This window comes from Kitasatospora sp. NPDC023176, assembly GCF_055560495.1.
Window position 1 is genome coordinate 299,880 of the sequence record NZ_JBVHIP010000001.1, and the last position, 19,109, is coordinate 318,988.

Annotated in this window: 19 protein-coding genes and 1 riboswitch; of the genes, 4 read left to right on the forward strand and 15 right to left on the reverse strand. The window is 72.4% G+C overall.

Features of this window, described 5'->3' with window-relative positions; translation table 11 throughout:
• Positions 1–112: 112 nt before the first annotated feature.
• A complete protein-coding gene (gene aceB, locus ACZ3YL_RS01665) occupies positions 113–1,795 on the reverse strand; it encodes a malate synthase A (RefSeq protein WP_465654652.1) in 1,683 nt (560 codons plus the stop codon).
• A 200-nt stretch (positions 1,796–1,995) separates the two neighbouring features.
• Here aceB and ACZ3YL_RS01670 point away from each other — a divergent pair, with 200 nt between their 5' ends.
• Positions 1,996–2,793, forward strand: coding sequence for an IclR family transcriptional regulator (locus tag ACZ3YL_RS01670; RefSeq protein ID WP_188309315.1), 798 nt, complete (start codon positions 1,996–1,998; stop codon positions 2,791–2,793).
• 166 nt (positions 2,794–2,959) lie between these two features.
• On the opposite strand, the gene ACZ3YL_RS01675 is transcribed toward ACZ3YL_RS01670, so the two are convergent.
• Positions 2,960–4,360 (reverse strand): glycoside hydrolase family 16 protein, encoded by a 1,401-nt coding sequence (locus ACZ3YL_RS01675; RefSeq protein ID WP_465654654.1) that lies wholly within the window; start codon positions 4,358–4,360, stop codon positions 2,960–2,962.
• Positions 4,361–4,526: riboswitch (cyclic di-AMP (ydaO/yuaA leader) on the reverse strand.
• A 441-nt stretch (positions 4,527–4,967) separates the two neighbouring features.
• Between ACZ3YL_RS01675 and ACZ3YL_RS01680 the strand changes: the two genes are divergently transcribed.
• Complete coding sequence (locus ACZ3YL_RS01680) at positions 4,968–5,384, forward strand: MoaF-related domain-containing protein (RefSeq protein WP_465654656.1); 417 nt, start codon at positions 4,968–4,970, stop codon at positions 5,382–5,384.
• A 73-nt stretch (positions 5,385–5,457) separates the two neighbouring features.
• Here ACZ3YL_RS01680 and ACZ3YL_RS01685 read toward each other — a convergent pair whose 3' ends face one another.
• Positions 5,458–6,654, reverse strand: coding sequence for an alpha/beta hydrolase (locus ACZ3YL_RS01685; RefSeq protein ID WP_188309313.1), 1,197 nt, complete (start codon positions 6,652–6,654; stop codon positions 5,458–5,460).
• Between the two features lie 279 nt (positions 6,655–6,933).
• Positions 6,934–7,560, reverse strand: a complete 627-nt coding sequence (locus tag ACZ3YL_RS01690; RefSeq protein ID WP_465654658.1) for a TetR family transcriptional regulator — start codon at positions 7,558–7,560, stop codon at positions 6,934–6,936.
• Positions 7,561–7,697: 137 nt separating this feature from the next.
• Between ACZ3YL_RS01690 and ACZ3YL_RS01695 the strand changes: the two genes are divergently transcribed.
• Entirely contained in the window at positions 7,698–8,462 is a 765-nt protein-coding gene (locus tag ACZ3YL_RS01695; RefSeq protein ID WP_465654660.1) for an SDR family NAD(P)-dependent oxidoreductase, read from the forward strand.
• 89 nt (positions 8,463–8,551) lie between these two features.
• Here the strand turns inward: ACZ3YL_RS01695 and ACZ3YL_RS01700 are convergent, their stop codons facing one another.
• From ACZ3YL_RS01700 to ACZ3YL_RS01725, 6 genes are all read right to left on the reverse strand, one after another.
• Positions 8,552–8,974, reverse strand: a complete 423-nt coding sequence (locus ACZ3YL_RS01700) for a GNAT family N-acetyltransferase (RefSeq protein WP_465654662.1) — start codon at positions 8,972–8,974, stop codon at positions 8,552–8,554.
• A gap of 118 nt (positions 8,975–9,092) precedes the next feature.
• Complete coding sequence (locus ACZ3YL_RS01705) at positions 9,093–10,019, reverse strand: phosphotriesterase family protein (protein WP_465654664.1); 927 nt, start codon at positions 10,017–10,019, stop codon at positions 9,093–9,095.
• Entirely contained in the window at positions 10,016–10,561 is a 546-nt protein-coding gene (locus tag ACZ3YL_RS01710; protein WP_188309309.1) for a carboxymuconolactone decarboxylase family protein, read from the reverse strand. The genes ACZ3YL_RS01705 and ACZ3YL_RS01710 overlap by 4 nt, the downstream gene beginning before the upstream one ends.
• Before the next feature lie 17 nt (positions 10,562–10,578).
• On the reverse strand, positions 10,579–11,154 hold the full coding sequence (locus tag ACZ3YL_RS01715) for a DUF4865 family protein (RefSeq protein ID WP_465654666.1): 576 nt from the start codon (positions 11,152–11,154) through the stop codon (positions 10,579–10,581).
• 82 nt (positions 11,155–11,236) lie between these two features.
• On the reverse strand, positions 11,237–11,803 hold the full coding sequence (locus tag ACZ3YL_RS01720; protein ID WP_188309307.1) for a TetR/AcrR family transcriptional regulator: 567 nt from the start codon (positions 11,801–11,803) through the stop codon (positions 11,237–11,239).
• 351 nt (positions 11,804–12,154) lie between these two features.
• Positions 12,155–12,655 (reverse strand): hypothetical protein, encoded by a 501-nt coding sequence (locus ACZ3YL_RS01725; protein ID WP_465654667.1) that lies wholly within the window; start codon positions 12,653–12,655, stop codon positions 12,155–12,157.
• Between the two features lie 513 nt (positions 12,656–13,168).
• On the opposite strand from ACZ3YL_RS01725, the gene ACZ3YL_RS01730 reads away from it, so the two are divergent.
• A complete protein-coding gene (locus ACZ3YL_RS01730; RefSeq protein ID WP_465654669.1) occupies positions 13,169–14,161 on the forward strand; it encodes an aldo/keto reductase in 993 nt (330 codons plus the stop codon).
• A 183-nt stretch (positions 14,162–14,344) separates the two neighbouring features.
• Here ACZ3YL_RS01730 and ACZ3YL_RS01735 read toward each other — a convergent pair whose 3' ends face one another.
• The 5 genes from ACZ3YL_RS01735 to ACZ3YL_RS01755 form a co-directional block, all read right to left on the reverse strand.
• Positions 14,345–15,418 (reverse strand): LLM class flavin-dependent oxidoreductase, encoded by a 1,074-nt coding sequence (locus ACZ3YL_RS01735; RefSeq protein WP_188309303.1) that lies wholly within the window; start codon positions 15,416–15,418, stop codon positions 14,345–14,347.
• Between the two features lie 3 nt (positions 15,419–15,421).
• Positions 15,422–16,327: an ABC transporter substrate-binding protein gene (locus tag ACZ3YL_RS01740; RefSeq protein ID WP_188309302.1), complete on the reverse strand. Its 906-nt coding sequence runs from the start codon at positions 16,325–16,327 to the stop codon at positions 15,422–15,424.
• 85 nt (positions 16,328–16,412) lie between these two features.
• Positions 16,413–17,189: an ABC transporter ATP-binding protein gene (locus ACZ3YL_RS01745; protein WP_188309301.1), complete on the reverse strand. Its 777-nt coding sequence runs from the start codon at positions 17,187–17,189 to the stop codon at positions 16,413–16,415.
• Positions 17,186–18,052: an ABC transporter permease gene (locus ACZ3YL_RS01750; RefSeq protein ID WP_465654673.1), complete on the reverse strand. Its 867-nt coding sequence runs from the start codon at positions 18,050–18,052 to the stop codon at positions 17,186–17,188. The genes ACZ3YL_RS01745 and ACZ3YL_RS01750 overlap by 4 nt, the downstream gene beginning before the upstream one ends.
• Complete coding sequence (locus ACZ3YL_RS01755; protein WP_465654675.1) at positions 18,049–19,077, reverse strand: NrtA/SsuA/CpmA family ABC transporter substrate-binding protein; 1,029 nt, start codon at positions 19,075–19,077, stop codon at positions 18,049–18,051. The genes ACZ3YL_RS01750 and ACZ3YL_RS01755 overlap by 4 nt, the downstream gene beginning before the upstream one ends.
• Positions 19,078–19,109: the final 32 nt, after the last annotated feature.

A 19,109-nucleotide genomic window follows, 5' to 3' on the forward strand; every position in this document is an offset into this window, starting at 1 on the left:
CACGGCGACGAGAGGACAGGTGGATTCGTCGCCGTACGGAACGGAGCATTGGGCGGTGGAACTGCTACAGCCCGGCAGGCGGCAGCGGTGGCGCCGGCGGATAGGTTGGTACTCAGCCCAGCAGGGGCAGCGCGGGGAGGGTCAGGAAGTCCGCGAACTCCTCGGCCAGGGCGACCTGTTCGAAGAGCTGGGCGGCCTCGCGCCAGCGGCCGGCCTGGTAGGCCTGGTCGCCGGACTCGGCGCGGAGCTCGGCCAGTTCGGTGGCGACCAGGGTGCGCACCAACTCGGCGGTGGCCTTCTCGCCGGTGTCGGACAGCACGACCCCGTTGTGGATCCACTGCCAGATCTGCGAGCGGGAGATCTCGGCGGTGGCGGCGTCCTCCATCATGTTGAAGATGCCGACCGCGCCGAGCCCGCGCAGCCACGCCTCGATGTAGCGCAGGCCGACCTGGACGGCGTTGTGCAGCCCGGCCCGGGTGCAGGTGCCGCCAGCGCCGGCGATGTCGAGCAGGTCGGCGGCGGTGACCGGCTCGGCCGGGCCGGGGTTGTCCTTCTGGTTCGGCCGCTCGCCGAGCACCGCGTCGAAGGAGGCCTGGGCGACCGGGACGAGGTCCGGGTGGGCGACCCAGGAGCCGTCGAAGCCGTTGCCGGCCTCGCGGTCCTTGTCCGCCTTGACCTTCTCCAGCGCGGCGGCGTTGACCTCGGGGTCCCGGCGGCTGGGGATGAACGCGGCCATGCCGCCGATCGCGTGGGCGCCGCGCCTGTGGCAGGTGCGCACCAGCAGGCGGGTGTAGGCGGCCATGAACGGCGAGGCCATGGTGACGCTGTTGCGGTCCGGCAGGATGTAGTGCTCGCCGGCGTCGCGGAAGTTCTTGACGATCGAGAACAGGTAGTCCCAGCGCCCGGCGTTGAGGCCGGCCGCGTGGTCGCGCAGCTCGTGGAGGATCTCGTCCATCTCGAAGGCCGCGGTGATGGTCTCGATCAGGACGGTGGCCCGGACGGTTCCGTGCGAGATGCCCAACTCGGCCTGGGCGTGGGTGAACACGTCGTTCCAGAGCCGGGCCTCGAGGTGGCTCTCGGTCTTCGGCAGGTAGAAGTACGGGCCGGAGTTGGGGTCCTCGGCGCCCTTGGCGAGCAGCCGGGCGGCGTTGTGGAAGAAGTACAGGCCGAAGTCGACGAACGCGCCGGCCACCGGGACGCCGTCGACCAGCAGGTGGTTCTCGTCCAGGTGCCAGCCACGCGGGCGGACCACGACGGTGGCGAGTTCGGCGGCGGGCTTGAGGGTGTAGGCCTTGCCGGCCGTGCTGGTGAAGTCGATCCGGCCCTCGAAGGCGTCGATCAGGTTGACCTGGCCGCTGACCACGTTCTCCCAGGTCGGGGAGGTGGCGTCCTCGAAGTCGGCGAGCCAGATCTTCGCCCCGGAGTTGAGCGCGTTGATGACCATCTTGCGGTCGGTGGGGCCGGTGATCTCGACCCGGCGGTCCTGGAGGGCGCGCGGCGCCTCGGCGACCTTCCAGTCGCCGGCCCGGATGTCGGCGGTCTCGGGGAGGAAGTCCAGCGTGCCGGTGCGGGCGATCTCGGCGCGTCGGCTCTTCCGCCTGGCCAGCAGTTCCTGTCGGCGGCCCTCGAAGGCGCGATGGAGGCCCACGACGAAGGCGACCGCCTCCGGGGTGAGCACCTCCTCCGCCCGATGGACGCGCGGACCGGCGACAGTGACGACCGGAGCGGCGGTAGAGGAGGCGATTGGGGGTACCCCCGGCCGGAGGCTGGGGGAGGGCCCCTGATCTGCAGCCATGAGCAGGACACTCCTAAGACGGTTGAGCCTGGCGAAGGGGGCTCCGGTGGGAACGCCCTCGGGAACTTCCTCGATCGTTACCCGCCTGTCGGCGAGTTCGATTCTGTAAGGTGGAGACTAGTTTCCGCGATACAGAATTTCAACGGTTTGTTGAAGAGTCGCCGGGACTCTACTCCTCCCCGACAGCGAAGGGAACGCCGGTGGTTGCGACCCCCGACACAGCATCGACGACAGGCGCCGACCGCGCGAGCGGCGGCGTGCAGTCCGTCGAGCGCGCCTTCCAACTCCTGGAGGCGCTGGCCGACTCGGGCGGCGTGGCCACCCTCAGTGAGCTCTCCACCAGCTCCGGCCTCCCGATGCCGACCATCCACCGACTGGTCCGTACCCTCGTCCAGCAGGGCTATGTCCGCCAGGACACCGCACGCCGCTACACCCTCGGCCCCCGGCTGATCCGGCTCGGCGAGACGGCCGGCCGGCTGCTCGGCAGCTGGGCCCGCCCGTACCTGGCCGAACTCATGGAGGCCACCGGCGAGACCGCCAACCTGGCGGTGCTGGAGGGCGGCGAGGTGGTGTACGTCGGGCAGGTGCAGTCGCGGCGCTCGATGCGGATGTTCACCGAGGTCGGACGGCGGGTGCAGCCGCACTGCACCGGCGTCGGCAAGGCCCTGCTCGCCCAGCTCCCCGAGGACGAGGCGCGCGCGATCCTGGGCCCCAACTCGCTGCCCGCGCACACCGAGTACACCCTCACCGACCCGCAGGAGCTGATGGACCAGCTCGCCGAGGCGCGCGAGCGCGGGTACGTGGTGGACGACCAGGAGCAGGAGATCGGCGTCCGCTGCATCGCCCTCACGGTACCGGGCGCGCCGACGCCCACCGCGCTCTCGGTATCCGGCCCGGAGGCCCGGATCCGGGCGCTGGAGGATCAGACGGGGGCGTCCTCGCTGGTACCGGTGATGCAGGAGATCGCGACCCGGCTGGGGCAGGTCCTGGCGCCCTGACGCCTGATTCTGACGCTACGTCAATTCACCTGCCGCACCTGGGGATCAACGCAAGAACCGGCAGCCGTTCCGACCACGCGCGGTGGTCGAGGCGGCTGCCGGTCCCTGAGAGCGGCTGGTCTTGGGTGGTGCGGGTTCGGCTACCCGGGGCGGGCTACGTGACGGCTCAGCGGTAGACGCGCACGTAGTCGGCGGCGAAGGTGATCGGGGTGTTCCCCTGCGGCGCAGGGTGGTACTTGCCCGCGCCCACCGAGAGGTTGAGGATCAGGTACGCCGAGAAGCCGGCGCCCACGCCCTTGTTGTCCGAGTACACCTTGACGCCGTTGACGTACCAGTCCACCGAGTTGGCGCCGTAGTAGGTGCCGATGGTGACCCACTGGTCCTTGGCGACGGCCTTGGCGTCGGTGTAGTACTCGGGGTTGCTCGGGTTGACGTGGTTGGTCAGCTCCAGCAGGTTCGGGTTGTCGGGGTGGTACTCGAAGGAGTCGATCTCCCCGTTGCCGTTCTTCCAGGTCCACAGGGCGGGCCAGGCGCCGCCCACGGAGGGCATCTTGACCCGGGTCTCGGCGTAGTCGCCGGTCTTGACCTGGAAGCCCTCGGCGGAACCCTCGGTGGTCAGGAAACCGGTGTTCCAGGACTGCTGGCCGTTCTCCAGGGTGGGGCCGCCCGGGGTGGCGGTGAAGGTGGCGACGCCGTTCGCGACGGTGACGTTGTTCTTGTTCAGCCAGTCGAGCTTGTTGTCGTCCGGGTTGTGGTTCCCGTACTTGTACGAGGTGCTCTTGTCGCCGACCCAGCGCTGGCCCCAGTCGATCGGGCCGTTGAACTCGTCGGACCAGGTCAGCGACTTGCCGGCGATCGGGGAGGACGGCGCCGGGGTGCTCGGGCTCGCGGTGGCGCTCGGGCTCGCGGTTGGGCTGGTCGGGCTCGTCGGGCTCGCGGTCGGTGTGGTGGTCGGGCTCGCGGTCGGGCTCGTGGTCGGCGGCGGCGTGGTGGTCGGGCTGGTCGTCGGCGTGGGCGTCGGCGCGGTGGTCGGGCTCGTGGTCGGCGACGGCTTGGCGCTGGGGGTGGCGGTCGGGGCCGGGGTCGGCGTCGACGTGCCGGTGCGGGAGACCACCAGCTGCTGCGAGGGCAGGTTGTGCCAGGCGCCCCCGAGGTCCTGCCAGAAGCCGAACTGGGTGTACGTCCCGGCCGGCAGGGTGCGCGCACCGCTGGTGAAGTCGACCCCGCTCGGGCATATCCGCGCGTTGGTCGCGTTGCCCGGGAAGTCCAGGTTGGTGCCGCGCGCGTCACGGACGCCGACGCCGACGGTCTTGGCGACGAAGCAGGCCGAGGAGTGCAGGCTCAGCGAAGCGGTGGTGGCCTGGCCGGCGACCATGGCGGCCGGAGCGAGCCGGTCCTGGGTGACGGTCGGGGCGGTGGCGGCCTGGGCACCGGCGACGGACGGCAGCCCGAACAGGCCTGCGCCGCTGATCGCCAGCGCCCCGGTGGCGGCGAGGGCGGCGTTGCGGCCGCGGTGGGACGGACGGGCGTGGCGGGGCGCGCGGCGGCGCCGGGCAGGCTGGTGCATGGGGGTCCTCTGCGACGCCTGCGAGGTGAGCTGTCGGATTCGGACTGCAGTTGCCCGGCCGCCTGTGGAGCGGCTTCACCCCTAGCCACGGCCCGCACACTGGTGCGTACGGGCCGGGCGCTGACCTTGGTTCCCCCGCTCCCGTCCGCTGTGGCGCTCGACAGCTCGCCGACGGGTGGACGGGACTCGGCGTCCCGGCGGCGGGGTCCGCGACGGCGGACGACGGTTGCAGGCTAGGCAGGCCGTCCGTGAACGGACAACCTGATCGGGCCGGTTGTCGCACAGCTCACAGTGGTGTCGATCAACGACGCTGCGTGGTGGCCGAGTTGATCAACCACGTCGTCGCGGCCCGGGGCTCAGCCGAGCCAGCCGGCCACCTGGCTCTCGGCCTCCGGCGACCAGGCCGGCTCCAGGTGGTTCAGCCCGGGTAGCAGTCGCTGCCGCCGGTCGGCAGCACCCCGAGCCAGGGCTGCTAGGACCGGCGTGCGGCCGCCGCCCATGTGCCGGTCACACACGGTGAGCGGCGCGGTGGTGGCGGACCGTACCGTGGCGCGGGGCCGCCCGAGTCCGCCCGGTCGGATAAATTGGAGCCCTGGCGTTTTCCACGGTGCACAAGTGCACCGAGCCCGACCCGTACGACCCGTACGACCCGCACGGTCCGTCCCGCGCTCCCGAGAAGAGGTCCCGCCCCACCATGACCGCGTCCCTGCCCGCCTTCGCCGGCCGTACCTACGTCTTCCGGGCCGACAACGGCGCGGCCTTCCGCAACAGCTACTCGGCCGACGGCACTCGGCTGCGCTGGGAGGGCCTCGGCGAGTCGGCCGGCCAGTGGGAGGACGTGCGGCTGCACGTCGCCGAGGTCGCGCCGGAGATCTACTTCATCAGCTGGACGGAGCAGAGCGGGATCACCGTCAGCCATGTGATGGACCTCAATGCGCTGACCGTACGGGCCTTCTGGACCTTCGAGGGCGAGGGCGGCCGGGTCGGCCAGCTGCACACCGGGACGCTGGAGCGGGTGGCCTGACCGGCGCCGGGCCGTAGAACGCGTCGAACCCCCGGGGCCTGGGCTCCGGGGGTTCGACGCGTTCCCGTCGCCGTCAGACGGTCTGGCTCGCCTGGCCCGAGGGGTTCGGCCGGCCGGGCTGGTTCGGCTGGCTGGGCTGGTTCGGCACCTTGAGGTGCTGGGACAGCCACTCCAGCGAGGACGGCAGCAGGGCGCTCCAGGTCTCGAAGTTGTGGCCGCCGTTCTCGAGCATGCTGTACGAGACCTTCATGGGGCTCCGCACCGCGTCGATGAACGCCTCGGTGTCCGGCTTGTAGTTGCCGTCGCCCTTCTTGGTACCGGCCAGCAGGACCGAGATGTCCGGCGGCGGCATGTTCTTCAGCCGCCACATCAGGTTGGCCTCGTTGCGGCGCTGCTTGCTGCCGCCGAAGAGGTCGCCGGTGGTCGGGTCGTCGGCGGCGTCGTAGTAGCCGGACAGGGCGACGGCGGTCGGGAAGACGTCCGGGTGGCGCATGGCCATCTTGACGGCGCAGTAGCCGCCGGTCGAGTTGCCCATGAAGGCCCAGGCGTGCGGATCGGGCGAGACCCGGTAGCTGGCCTGGATCGCCGAGGTGACGTCCTTGGTGAAGTACGTGTCGGACTGGGCGCCGCCCGGGATGTCCTCGCACTCGGTGTCCTGCGGCATGGCGGGCGAGGGCTGCAGCATGACCATGACGGTCGGCTGCATCCGGCCCTCCTGCAGCAGCTTGAGCGCGGCGCCCGGGTAGTTGAAGCGGGTGATCAGGTTCTCGGCGATTCCTGGGAACCCGGTGCTGACGATCACCGCCGGGAACTGCTTCTGCGCGTACTCGGGCTGGAAGTACTGCGGCGGCAGGTAGACGAAACCCTCGGTCGACAGCCGGCTCACCTTGCCGTCGATCCGGACCTTGCGGATCTCGCCGGACTGGCCGGGTTCACGGCCCCTCGCGCCGCCGCCCTTGACCGACGCCTGGCCTATGGTCTCCACCAGCAGGCGGCCGGAGGCGTCCGCCTTGTTGTGTATCACCACCGGGCCGGTGCTGCCGGTGCCCAGCAGGTCGTCCCAACTGCTGTAGAACGCGAAGTAGTTGTTCGCCACCAGGCCGAGCGCCGCGAGCACCGTGAGCTGGGTGGCGAGCAGCGCGCCGATCCGGCCGAACACCGCCTGCCAGCTCTTCCTGGCGAGTCTGGGCCACAGCCAGACCGTGCCGACCATCATCACGACCGCGACCAGCACGGCCAGCGCCAGCACCTTGTGGCTCGTCAGACCCATGTTCCAGTTGCTCCCACACCTCGGACTCCACGCCCCCTCCGCTCAGGGACATCCGAGGAGTTCACCCCGGTTCCCCCACCGGGGCGTGAGGTCCAACCCTAGCGGGAGCTGGGAGGAAGCTGATCGGGGGCTGGGGAAGGCTGAGGACGGGTTTCAGTCGACAGATTTCGAAATCTGTTAGCTGAACTCTGTTATCTGTCGTCTGTCATCTGAAATCTGTCAGCCGTCAGCCGTCAGCCGCCGCCCGTCGTCTGTCGCCTGCCGGCCGCCGACCGCCTGCTACGCCCCGGCCGCCCACTCCCAGAGCCGCAGCCCCGCCGTGAGCTCGCGCATGCAGCGGGCGCCGAGGTCCTGCGGGGAGCCCGGGCCGGTGACCGCCACGTCGGAGGCGGCCCACTGCTCCAGGGCCACCCGGATCGCCGCCGTGGCCGCCGCGGCGGCCAGCCGGATCTCCAGCGGGTCGGCGCCGACCGGGCAGCGCTCGGCCAGGACGGACCGCAGTCGCTCCTCCGATCCCGCGTGCACCCGCTGCCAGGTGCCGTCCAGCCGGGGGTCGCGCAGCAGGCTTCGGGTCCAGTGCATCGCCTCGACGGCCGCATCGTCGGCCGGGGTCAGCGACTCCACCGCGGAGCGCTCCAAGGCCTCGCGCAGCGGGCGGTCCGCCGGACTCTCGGCCAGCAGCTCGACCCAGCGCTGCCCGCCGGCCGCCAGCAGCGGAGCGACGGCGTCCTCCTTGACGGAGAAGTAGCGATAGAAGGTGCGCAGCGAGATGCCCGCGGCGGCGGCGATCTCCTCGGCGGTGGTCGCCTCGGCGCCCTGCTCGGCGAAGAGCGCGGCGGCGGTGCGGGCGATCTCCAGCCGGGTGGCGTCACGGCGGCGCTGGGTCAGGGTCGGGCGTCCGGTCACAAGGGTCAGCGTACGCACCCGGGCTCCATAATGACGCACCACGCCTATATGGCACATCGAGACTTATTGGCACGACGTGCCATAAAGGCGTACCGTGTCTCCTGAGGTCGAGAGACCACGAACGAAGGAGTACCACCATGGAGCGCTTCAGCGGACGGAACGTCCTGATCACCGGCGGCGGCTCTGGCATCGGCCAGGCGACCGTGCACCGGATCCTCGCCGAGGGCGGGAACGTCGTCGCCGTCGACGTCAACGAGGACGGCCTGAAGAAGACCCTGGACCGCGCGACCGCCGACGGCACCGCCGACCGCCTGACCATCCAGGTGCTGGACATCTCGGACGAGTCCGCCGTGGTGACGGGCGTGGCCGAGGCGATCACGGGCCTGGGCGGCCTGGACGTCCTGGTCAACGCGGCCGGCATCCTCCGCTCCTCGCACACCCACGAGACCACCCTGGAGTTCTGGAACAAGCTCCTCGCGGTGAACCTCACCGGCACCTTCCTGATGACCCGCGAGGCGCTCCCCGCCCTGCTGGCGACCGGCCGGGGCGTGGTGGTCAACTTCAGCTCCACCTCCGCGAGCTTCGCCCACCCCTACATGGCCGCGTACGCCGCGACCAAGGGCGGCATCCAGTCCTTCACCCACGCCATCGCCTCGGAGTACTCGAAGCAGGGCCTGCGCGCGGTGTGCGTCGCGCCGGGCAGCATCGACAGTGGCATGACCAACAACCCCGGCCTGCCCGCCGACGCCGACTTCAGCCTGCTCGCCAAGCTCTCCCCCGCCATCGGCCGGGGCTTCGCGGGCCCGGACACGGTCGCCGGCGTGATCGCCATGCTGGCCTCCGACGACGGCGCCTTCGTCACCGGCACCGAGCTGCGCATCGACGGCGGCACCCACATGTGAGCCGCCGGTCCGGTTGACGGCGGGGCCCGTGCCATCCCCCATCCGGCACGGGCCCCGTCAGCGTTCTCCGGGCTCCGCCCGTGCACCGGTCAGTCCAGCGGCTTCGCCAGCAGCAGTTCGCGGGTGGTCCCGTCGGCGAGGAGATCGCCGGGTTCGGCGAGCGGGACGAAGCCATGGCGGCGGTATCGGGCGAGCGCGGCCTCGTTGCCGGGCAGCACCGCCAGGCGCAGGGTGCTGCCGCCGTCCGCGCGGGCCCAGTGCTCGACCTCCTCGATCAGCCGGTCCGCGACGCCCCGCCCGCGCGCCCAGGGCGCCACCCACAGCGAGCGCAGCTCCCGCACGCCGTTCGCCGTACCGGGCAGCCCGCCGGCCAGCCCGGCCGGGGCGTCGTCGAGCAGGGCCACCAGAGCCGACGGGAGCGAGCCACGAGTGCATCGCCGGGACCGCCTCGCCGGGGCGTGGTCCGGGCAGGGGCTTCGCGGATTCAAACCCCGGCGGGCGGACGCGGCCACGGGAGGGACGGTTTGGGCGAATCGTTTCAGCAGGCAGCTTCGGTGGACGGTTTCCGCGGGTGGTCTCGGCGGGCGGTCTCAGCGGGCCGTTTCAAGGGCCTGCTTCAGGGGCCCGGCTTCACGGGGTGCGCCAGTCCGCGGCCAGGGCGGTTGCCGGGTTGGCGACCAGCAGCCGGTCAGGCAGCTCCGGCCCGAAGGTGCGGGCCAGCCGCGGGGCGAGGTCGGTGAGCAGCCGGGCGGGGCCGCCGACCGCGCGGGCCGTCCTCGTGGTGGTGTCGGCGCCCAGCAGCAGCCGGTCGGCGTGGCCCGCGTCGACCAGGTCGGCGATCACGTCGAAGGCCTGGAGGTCGGCGGGGTGGCCGATCCGGGAGGGGCTGTCCAGGGCGAGGAACACACCCTCGGCGGCCAGGCTGCGGTGCACCGCCCGGTCGGTGAAGCGGGTGAGGTGGCCGAGGACGATCCGGTCGGGGCTGACTCCGTGCCGTCCGTGGAGCCGGCGCAGGACGCCGTGCGGGTCGCCGTCGGGTTCGAGGTGGACGGCGATCGGCGCGCCGGTGGCGTGGTGCGCCTCGGCCGCGGCGGCCGTCGTCCGGCGGGTGTGCGCGGTCAGGGGGCCCGCGTCGTCGGCGATCTTGATCAGGCCGGGTCGCACGCCCTCGGGGGCGCCGGGGAGCCCGGTGGTGAGCTCGGTGACGAAGCGCTCGGCGAGGTCGGCGGACGGGGTGGGGCCGGAGCGGCCGTCTTCGGGGTAGTGGGCCGCCTGGTGCGTGCCGGTGGCGGCGACGACGTGGACGCCGGTCGCGCGGGACAGCGCGGCGAGGACGTCCGCGCCCCGGCCCATGCCCCACGGGGTCCACTGGACGAAGGTGCGGCCGCCGGCCGCGGCGTAGGCGCGCAGCACCTCCTCGGCGGCGGCCGGGTCGTCCAGCTCCTGACCGGGGAGCAGCGGGCTGCGGATGAAGAGGTGGTCGTGGGAGTCGGTGACGCCCAGTTCGGCGGGGGCGAGGTCGCCCAGGACGGTCCGTACGGTGCGGGTGGCGCTCACGCCTCGTCCTCCGTCGGGGTCGCGGCCGCCGGGGCGCCGGTCGCCGGGGTGTCCGTCGCCGACGTGCTGGTCGCCGCGGTGTCGGTTGCCGCGAAGGTGACGGTGGCGACCCGGAGGCCGGCCAGGGCCTTGGGGACGCCGACGTACGGGGCCAGGTGGACGATCACCTCGGTGATCTCCTCGCGCGTCATCCCGATCCGCAGGCTGTTGCGGACGTGGTCGGCGAGCTGCGGCTCCACGCCACCGAGGGCGGTGAGTGCGGCCAGGTTGGCGATCTGACGGTCGCGCAGGGCGAGGCCGGGGCGCTGGTAGGTGCCGCCGAAGAGGCTGGTGACGATCCAGTCGGGGAAGCCGGGGGCGAGCGCGTCCAGGCCGCCGAGGGTGGCGGCGGCGGCCGGGCCGGCCAGGTCGGTGAGCAGGGCGTAGCCGGCTTCGCGGTCGAGCGGCGCGGGGGTGAGATCGGCCGGGACGACGCCGGCGGGGGTGGGGTCGGCGGGGGCGAGTCCGCTCGACGGGTCGACGGCGGGGGAGGTGGTGGGCATCGCGGTGTCGGGACCTTTCACCAGTGGCGACCGGCCGGCAGCCGGTCGAGTTCGGGGCGGGACAGGTGCAGCACCCGGTAGCGGGTGCCCGGCGCGTCCTCGGGGGCCGGGCCGTGCCAGAGGGCGAGGCTGAGCAGTTCCCAGCGGCTCGGGTCCACGGCGACGGCGGCGGTGTGCAGGGCGGGGTGCGCGGGGAGGTCGGCGAGGGCCCGTACGACGGCCTCGGCCGGGTCGGCGGCCTCCGGTAGCCGTACGGTCGCACGGGTGGCGGTGGTCGGGGCGTCCGTCCGGGTACCCGCGGTCAGGCCCGCGCCGAGCCAGTGGTGGACGGCGGGGCGGCCGAAGTCCGCGCTCAGGCCGCGGAAGCCCGGGCCCCACAGGAAGGCGTTCATGCCCTCGGCGGTGCGCCAGAGGTAGAACGGCGCGTACTGGTTGACCGGCGAGCCGTCCTGGCCGCGCTCGCGGACCAGGTACGCCTTGAGGCCGAGGCCGGGGTGGGCGTCGAGCAGGTGGCCCTTGTCGGCCACGCGCCGGCGGATGATGCCCATGTCGTAGTCGGCGGGGAGGGTGATCTCGTACTGCATGGCGTGCACGGCGGGGCTCCCGGGCTCGGGCGGCGGGTCAGTGACGGAGATCCGTGCTGGAGATCCGTGCTGGATCCGTGCTGGGGATCCGTCAGGACTGGCGGTGGGCGGCGAGCAGGCCGAGGGCGCCGCGGACGGCCTGTTCGAAGGGTGCGGCACTGTCCGCGGCGCGGGCCAGGACGTAGCCGCCCTGGACGACGGCAACCACGGCGGCGGCGGTGTCCGCCGGGTCCAGGCCGGGGGCGAACTCGCCGTGCTCCTGACCCTCGGCGACCAGTTCGGCGATCCGGCCGCGCAGCCAGTCGAAGGTCTCTTCGACCGGGGCGCGCAGCTGCGGGTCGGCGACGACGTCCGGATCCTGGGCCATCCGGCCGATCCGGCAGCCGCGCAGCACCTCGCGGTCGCGGTGCAGGTAGGCGGCGATCCGGTCGTACGCGGTGCCGGGGGCGGCGAGGTCGGCCTCAGCGACGCCCCGCATCTGCTCAGCGCTGCGGCGCAGGGCGGCGGCGGCAAGGTCGGGCTTGCCGGTGAAGTGGTGGTACATGCTGCCCTGGCCGACGCCGGAGCGCTGCTGGATGGCCTTCGGGCTGGTGCCGACGTAGCCGCGCTCCCAGAGGAGGGCCTGAGTGCTCTCGATGAGGCGGTCCTGGGTGGTCATGACTCCACTGTACATACCAGTAGGTACAGAGGGAAGTGCATTCGTCTTTCTCCGGGGCCGCACTCGGCGGAAGGCCGGAGAACGGGGACGGAAGACTGAGGGCCGTGCGCCGCCCCCCGGCGGCCACGGCCCCTCGACCGTTCGTCATCCCCCGTGCCGCCCAAGGGCATTCCGCCCGGAGCGGTGGCGCGCGTCACGTCACGGACGGTGGCAGGCGTCACACGGCGTGGGGGGTGCGCGGCGCCCGCGCGGGCGGGAAGCGTCGTTCCGCTCGCGCGGGCGGGGGGCGAAGCGCGTCGCGCGGGCGGGGGGCATCGTTCCGCGCGGGCGGTCAGGGCAGCTCGCGCCGGATCACCGGGGCCACCTCCCCGGCGAACAGCTCCAGTTGCTCCCGCTGCGCCCCTCGGTCAGCGCGCCCTCGGTCAGCGCGTCCACGCCGATGCCGACCGCCTCGCTGCCGAAGGCCTCGTGGTAGCGGTGGATCTTCTCGATCACCTGCTGCGGACGGCCGACCAGGGCCGAACCCTGCGCCGAGGCGTCCTCCAGCGAACCGAACGGCGAGTCATCGTGCTTGCCCGCCGCCGAGTCGACCGGGGCGCCCCCGTACGGGCGGAAGCCTCGACGGCGTCGTGCCAGCACCTCGCGACGTACAGTCCGCCGAAGCCCGCCCCCGCCCGGGGCCTCCTTCAGGTCATCGCCGTAGTGCTCCCAGCGCTCGCGGCAGTGCTCCACCAGGGCCCGGTACTTGACCGGCGGGTGGGAGGGAGTCGGCGGAGAACAGCAGGTCGCCGTACCGGGCGGCCAGGTCGGTGGACCGGGTGAGCGGCGGGCGGTCGCGCTCTCCCAGCTCACCTCCTCCTCGCGCCAAAGTCCGCGCAGCAGCGCGTAGTTCTCGGCGAGCGCCGCCTACTGGCACTCCTCGGGAAGGCCGAACAACCCGGTGCGGTTTGGATCGTCACCCTTGCCGGTGATCAACTCCACCCGGCTGCCGGACGGTTGGTCGAGCAGTGCGCAATCCTCAGGCGCCCCGGACCGGATCGAGGACCCCGAGCACCGTCACCGCGGCGAAGAGCCGGACGGTGGTCGTGCGGGCGGCAATCGCGCTCAGCAGTACGGGCACCGCCGGAGGACGGCCCGGGCGGGCGGGGCGGCTCGGAGGCGGCGTCAGTGCGCGGCGGGGCGGCGGGGGGGGGTGGTCGCCACGGTCCGGCCTGCCATCACGCCCCCCTCCGTCTCGTACACCCTCGACCCCAGCCGGGGTCGGACGGCCTCGCGCCGCCTCGTACGGTCCTCCGCGAGGACAAGCAGTGGTCGGAGGCGGGGCAAGGGCTTGCCCGGGCCGGACCGGCTGGCAAGATGTCCGGCATGAGCTACCTCGCCGCAGATGACCGCTACGCCTCGATGACCTACCGGAAGGCCGGCCGCAGCGGCGTCCAGCTGCCCGCCGTCTCCCTGGGGCTCTGGCACAACTTCGGTGACGCCCAGCCGCTGGACGTGCAACGGGCCGTGCTGCGCCGGGCCTTCGACCGGAGCGTCACCCACTTCGACCTGGCGAACAACTACGGCCCGCCGTACGGCAGCGCCGAGCGCAACTTCGGCTATCTGTTCGCGCAGGACTTCCAGCCGTACCGCGACGAGCTGTTCATCGCGACCAAGGCCGGCTGGGACATGTGGCCCGGCCCGTACGGCAACGGCGGCAGCCGCAAGTACCTGCTGGCCAGCCTGGACCAGTCGCTGGGCCGGATGGGGCTGGACTACGTCGACGTCTTCTACTCGCACCGCTACGACCCGGACACCCCGATCGAGGAGACGATGGGGGCGCTGGACAGCGCGGTGCGCTCGGGCAAGGCGCTGTACGCGGCGATCTCCAACTACCCGGCGGAGCAGCACCGGGAGGCCGTGGCGATCCTGCGCGAGCTGGGCACGCCGGTGCTGATGAACCAGTCGGCGTACTCGATCCTCAACCGGTCCGTGGAGGAGGGTGGCGTGCTGGACGCGGTGGGCGACACCCAGACCAGCCTGATCGCTTACTCCCCGCTCGCCCAGGGGCTGTTGACCGACCGCTACCTCTCCGGGCAGGTGCCGGCCGGTTCGCGGATGTCGGTCGGGAAGTTCCTGACCGAGGAAGTGCTGACCGAGCCGAAGCTGGAGCAGCTGCGCGCGCTGAACAAGGTCGCCGAAGGGCGCGGGCAGAGCCTGGCGCAGCTGGCGCTGAGCTGGGTGCTGCGGGACCCCCGGGTGGTCTCGGTGATCATCGGGGCGAGCAGCGTGGCCCAGCTGGACCAGAACCTCGAGGCGCTGGCCGCCGGACCGCTGACGGAGGAGGAACTCGCGGAGATCGACCGGCTGAGCGCCTGACGGCGAGCGGCGGGGCGCCGGCGGGTGACAGCTGACAGATTTCGAAATCTGTCAGCTGTCATCTGTTTGCTGTTATCTGTTTGCTGTCATCTGTTTGCCGTCAGCTGTCATCTGTTCGCTGACGGCCGTCGGTCGCCTGCGGCGAGCGGCCGCCTTCCAGCGCCGACGGCCGGCAGCGGGAGATCAGCGACGGATGCCCAATGCGGGCAGAACCGTTTCTGCAACCCGGTGAGCCTCCTCCAACAGCGGATTGCCGGAGAGGATGAAGGTGTCCACCCCCAGCGCCTCGAACTCCTGCAACCGCTCCACCACCTGGGCCGTCGAGCCGACCACCGCAGTCCCCGGCCCGGGGCGGAACAGGCTCATCCCCGGCCACAGGTTGGGGTAGGCCTCCAACTCCCGGGCGCGCGCCGGGACCTTGCCACCGTGCTGACGGAACTGGCGCTGCCAGCCGACACCGTCCTCCCCCTCGGCCGAGCCCAGCTGCCGCGCGTACGTCGCCTCACTGGTCACGTCCAGCAGCCGGTCGGCCGCCGCCCAGGCCTCCTCCTCGGTGTCCCGGACGATCAGGTGCAGCCGCAGCCCGATCCGCAGGCTCCGCCCGTGGGCGGCGGCGCGCTCGCGGACCAGGTCCAGCTTCTCCTTGAGCAGGTGCGGCGGCTCGCCCCAGGTCAGGTAGACGTCCACATGCCGGGCGGCCATCTCGATACCGGCCGGCGAGCTGCCACCGAACCAGAGCGGGATGCCGCCGGGCTGCACCGGGGGGAGTTCGCGCAGGCTCGCCCCTGCGTTCTTCAGCCGGTAGAACTCGCCCTCGTGGTCGAACACTTCGCCCGTCGTGAGGCGCTTGACGATCGACCAGTACTCCGCGCTGAGCCGGTAGCGGTCGTCGTGCTCGACGTCCAGGCCGTACTCGCGCAGTTGGGCGGTGGAGCCGTTGACCACGTTGAAGCGCAGCCGTCCGCCGTGCAGGTGGTCGAAGCTGAGTGCCGACTTGGCCAGCAGGGTGGGCGAGATCAGCCCGGGGTGGACGGCCAGCAGCGGCTTGAAGGCCGGGCCGGTGGCGGCGGCGAGCGCGCTGCCGAGCGTCCAGACGTCGTACAGATCGGTGGCGAGCAGCGCGCCGGTGTAGCCCAGGCGCTCGACGCTGCCGGCCAGTTGCTGCAGGTAACGCAGGTCCACCGGGCGGCGGCCGGCCGACTCCCAGGGGTAGTGGCCCTCGCGCGGGATGATGTACCAGAGGACTTCGGAGGCCACGGCTCAGCTGTCCTTCCCGAGCGCGGCGGCCACCGGGGCCTCCAGGGCAGGCAGATGGGCGTCGGCGACGGTCAGCGCGCCGGCGAGGAAGCCGACCCGGTGGAAGATGTCCGCCGCCTCCTGCTGTTCGGCGATGAACTCGGCCGTGGCGGGCTCCAGTTGCCAGGGCAGTGCGGCGAGCGCGGTCCGCCAGTCGGCGGCCGTGCCGCCCAGCTCCCCGGCCGCGATCGCGGCGGCCTCGGCCGGGTGGGCCGCCACCCAGGCGTCCGCCCGGCGCAGCGCGGTGGCGATCGCGGCGACCACCTCGGGGCGCCCGGCGGCGAACTCCCGGCGGGTGAAGAAGACCGAGCGGTCGGTGATGACGTCGCCGGTGCGGATCAGCTCGCGGAACTCCCCGCTGCGGCGGGCGGCGGCCAGTTCGGCGCCCTGGGCGATCCAGCCGGCGATCTCGCCGTCACGCAGCCGCCGGGCCTGGTCCTCCCCCGCCACCGGGCGCGCCGGGGTGACATCCTCACCGTACGAAAGCCCCTGCGCGTAAAGGGCCTTGGCGAGCAGGTGGGTCTGCCAGGAGCCGACGCCGAGGACGACGGTACCGCCCTTGAGGTCGGCGACCGTACGGACCGGCCCGGCGTCCAGGACCAGCAGCGCGCCGTGGTCGGGGCGGGGCACGGAGACCGCCGCGTACACCAGGTCGTGACCGGCCGCCTGGGCGGTGATCGGCGGGGTCGAGCCGGTGCCGCCGAAGTCGATCGTGCCGTCGGCGAGCAGGTCGCCGGTGCGGGTGCCGTCGGTGTAGTGGTGGAACGCTCCGGTCTCGCCGAGCGGGGCCAACTCCTCCTCCAGGTAGGGAAGTCGGGCGAGGTAGTAGAGCGAGGGATTGCTGGCGTGAACGCCGAGGGTGACGGTCATCTGGTCAACTCCGTTGGTGCGTGGGGATTCTTCGGGCGGCCTGGGGGAATCTGCGGAGGTGGATCGGGTGCCAGGCGGGGGCCGTTCAGTGGACGCCGAGGTCGGCGAGCAGGTGTCGGCGCAGCTCGGCGAAGGCCGGGTCGGCGGGGTCGCGGGGGTGCTCGACGGTGACGGCCTCGTCCCGGACCAGCAGACCGTCACGCAGCACGGCGACCCGGTCGGCGAGCCGGACGGCCTCGTCCACGTCGTGGGTGACCAGCAGGACGGCCGGTCGGTGGCGGCGGACCAAGTCCCCGACCAGATCCTGCATACGCAGCCTGGTGAGGGCGTCCAGGGCTGCGAACGGTTCGTCCAGCAGCAGAAGTTGGGGCTCTCGGACGAGCGCCCTGGCGAGCGCGACGCGCTGCGCCTCACCGCCCGAGAGGGTGGCCGGCCAGGCCTCGGCATGCCGTTCCAGACCGACCTCGGCGAGTGCCTTCAGTCCGGTCTCCCGGGTGGCGGCGCCGCCCGGCAGGCCGACCGTGACATTGGCCAACACCCGCTTGGACGGCACCAGTCGGGGCTCCTGGAAGACCACCGTACGGACCGGCGGAACGAGCACCGTACCCTCGTCGGCCTGGTCGAGCGCACCGAGGATGCGCAGCAGAGTGGTCTTCCCGGTGCCGCTGGCGCCGAGCAGGGCGACGAACTCGCCCCGGGCGATGGAGAGGTCGACGCCGTCGAGCACGGCCCGGGTGCCGAACACCCTGCGCAGGCCTCGTAGATGGACGGCGGGGGCGGCACCGGGCGAAGTACCAGCGGAAGCGGCGGCGGTGGCGGTGACAGCGGCGGTTGCGGCGGCAGTGGGGACGGGGATGGTCATCGGGCGGCTCCTCGGACGACCCGGCGCCACGGCATCAGCAGGCGTTCCAGGATCCGGACGACGCCGTCGGCCGCGAGGCCGAGCAACCCGTAGATCAGGATGCAGACGGCGAGGACGTCGGTGCGCGAGTAGTTCTGCGCCTGGGCCATCAAGTACCCGATGCCTTCGGTGGAGTTGATCTCCTCGGCGGCGATCAGGGCGATCACGCTCAGCGTCATGGAGAGCCGAAGGCCGGAGAGCAGCGAGGGCAGTGCCCCGGGCAGGACGACCGTGCGCACGATCGCCCAGCGGCCGAGGCCGAAGCTGCGCATCGCCTCGACCAGCTTGCGGTCGGTGTTGCGGACCCCGCCGGAGGCCGAGACGTACATCGGGAAGCTGGTGGCCACCCCGATCAGGGCGACCTTCGCAGTCTCGGTGATGCCGAACCACACCATGAAGAGCGGGACGAGCGCCAGGAACGGTACGGTGCGCAGGACTTGGATCGCCGAGTCGAGGAGCTCCTCCCCCAGCCGGGTGAAGCCGGTGACGACGCCGAGCACGAGACCGGTGGTGGCGCCGAGGAGCAGGCCGAGTCCGGCCCGGGTGAGCGAGACGGTGAGGGCGTCGGCCAACTGGCCGTTGTCCCACAACTCGCGGACGGCTCCGGCGACCTGGGCCGGTGAGGCGAGCACGTCCTGGGTGAGCGCTCCGGTGGCGGAGGCGAGCGCCCAGCCTCCGAGCAGGGCCAGCGGGCCGAGGGTGCGCAGGAGCGCGGCGAGGGCCCGGGGGCGGGGCCGCCGGAGCTGGGCGCGTGGGGTCACCAGTCCGGCGGCCAGGGCGGCCCGGGTGTCGGTGGGGGCGTGTCCCGCTGCGGGGGTGGTCACTTGGCGCCGCCCCCGAGCGTGTCGATGTCGATCAGGTAGGGCTTGACGTCGACCAGCTGCTTGGTGACCTTCTGGTCGGCGAAGAACCGGGCGACGGTGCCGAAGCGGGCGGTGTCGGCCTCGGAGATGACGTCGGCCACGGCGGCTTGCCGGCTGACGTTCACCGCGACGTCCTTCTCGGCCGGGGTGACGGCGGTCGGGCCGGAATCGGTGAAGACGTTGAGGTAGGCGGCCGGATCGGCCTTCTCCTTCCGGCCGTTGTCGCGCAGGTAGGCGTAGAAGGCCTTGACCACCTCGGGGTGCTTGTCGGCGAAGCCGTTGCGCACCGCCCAGACCGCGTAGTTGTCGGAGCCGATCGCCTGGCCGTCGACCAGGAAGTGCGCGCCCGCGTTGGCGATGGTGGGCGTGGAGAAGGTGTTCCAGGTGGCCCAGGCGTCCACCTGGCCGGAGTTGAACACCCCGGAGGTCTGGTCGGCGCGCAGGTAGACCCGCTGGACCTGGTCGGCCGGGACGCCGTTCCTCTCCAGCGCCTTGAGCAGCAGGTACTCGCTGGTACCGCCCTGGGAGACGGCAACCTTCCTGCCGACCAGGTCCTGCACGGTCTTGATGGGCGAGTCGTTCTTGACCAGGATCCCCTCGCCGACGCCGTCCGGCGCGGTCTGGGCGAACAGCTTGAAGCCGGGCTTCTGGGCAAGTGCGGCGACGGCCGAGGTGATCGAGCCCTGGGCGACGTCGAGCTGGTCGGCGGAGAGGGCCTGCGCGGCGGGGGCGAAGGGGCCGGCGCTCCCCGTCCAGGCGGCCTTGGCGTGGACGGCCGCCAGGGCCTGGTCCAGCGAGCCGTCCTTCTTGCCACGGGCGAGGAAGCCGTTGTTGCCGGGGTCGGGCAGGCGGAGCACGACGTCGGCCTTGCCGCCGGCCCCGCCCTCGGCGGAGCCCTGGGCCCCGTCGGCGGACGAGCCGCAGGCGGCCAGGGCGGTGGAGGCGAGCAGCGCGGTGGCGGCGAGGGCGAGGCGGGCGGTGTTCACGGGGGTCTCCAAGAACGGATGACAGGTGACAG

Coding starts and splice junctions, on each gene's coding strand:
- ACZ3YL_RS01695 (WP_465654660.1), top strand. CDS start 7,698: ATGGAGCGCTTCAGCGGACGGAACGTCCTGATCACCGGCGGCGGCTCT.
- ACZ3YL_RS01745 (WP_188309301.1), bottom strand. CDS start 17,189: ATGACCATCCCCGTCCCCACTGCCGCCGCAACCGCCGCTGTCACCGCC.
- ACZ3YL_RS01675 (WP_465654654.1), bottom strand. CDS start 4,360: ATGCACCAGCCTGCCCGGCGCCGCCGCGCGCCCCGCCACGCCCGTCCG.
- ACZ3YL_RS01740 (WP_188309302.1), bottom strand. CDS start 16,327: ATGACCGTCACCCTCGGCGTTCACGCCAGCAATCCCTCGCTCTACTAC.
- ACZ3YL_RS01685 (WP_188309313.1), bottom strand. CDS start 6,654: ATGGGTCTGACGAGCCACAAGGTGCTGGCGCTGGCCGTGCTGGTCGCG.
- ACZ3YL_RS01730 (WP_465654669.1), top strand. CDS start 13,169: ATGAGCTACCTCGCCGCAGATGACCGCTACGCCTCGATGACCTACCGG.
- ACZ3YL_RS01720 (WP_188309307.1), bottom strand. CDS start 11,803: ATGACCACCCAGGACCGCCTCATCGAGAGCACTCAGGCCCTCCTCTGG.
- aceB (WP_465654652.1), bottom strand. CDS start 1,795: ATGGCTGCAGATCAGGGGCCCTCCCCCAGCCTCCGGCCGGGGGTACCC.
- ACZ3YL_RS01710 (WP_188309309.1), bottom strand. CDS start 10,561: ATGCCCACCACCTCCCCCGCCGTCGACCCGTCGAGCGGACTCGCCCCC.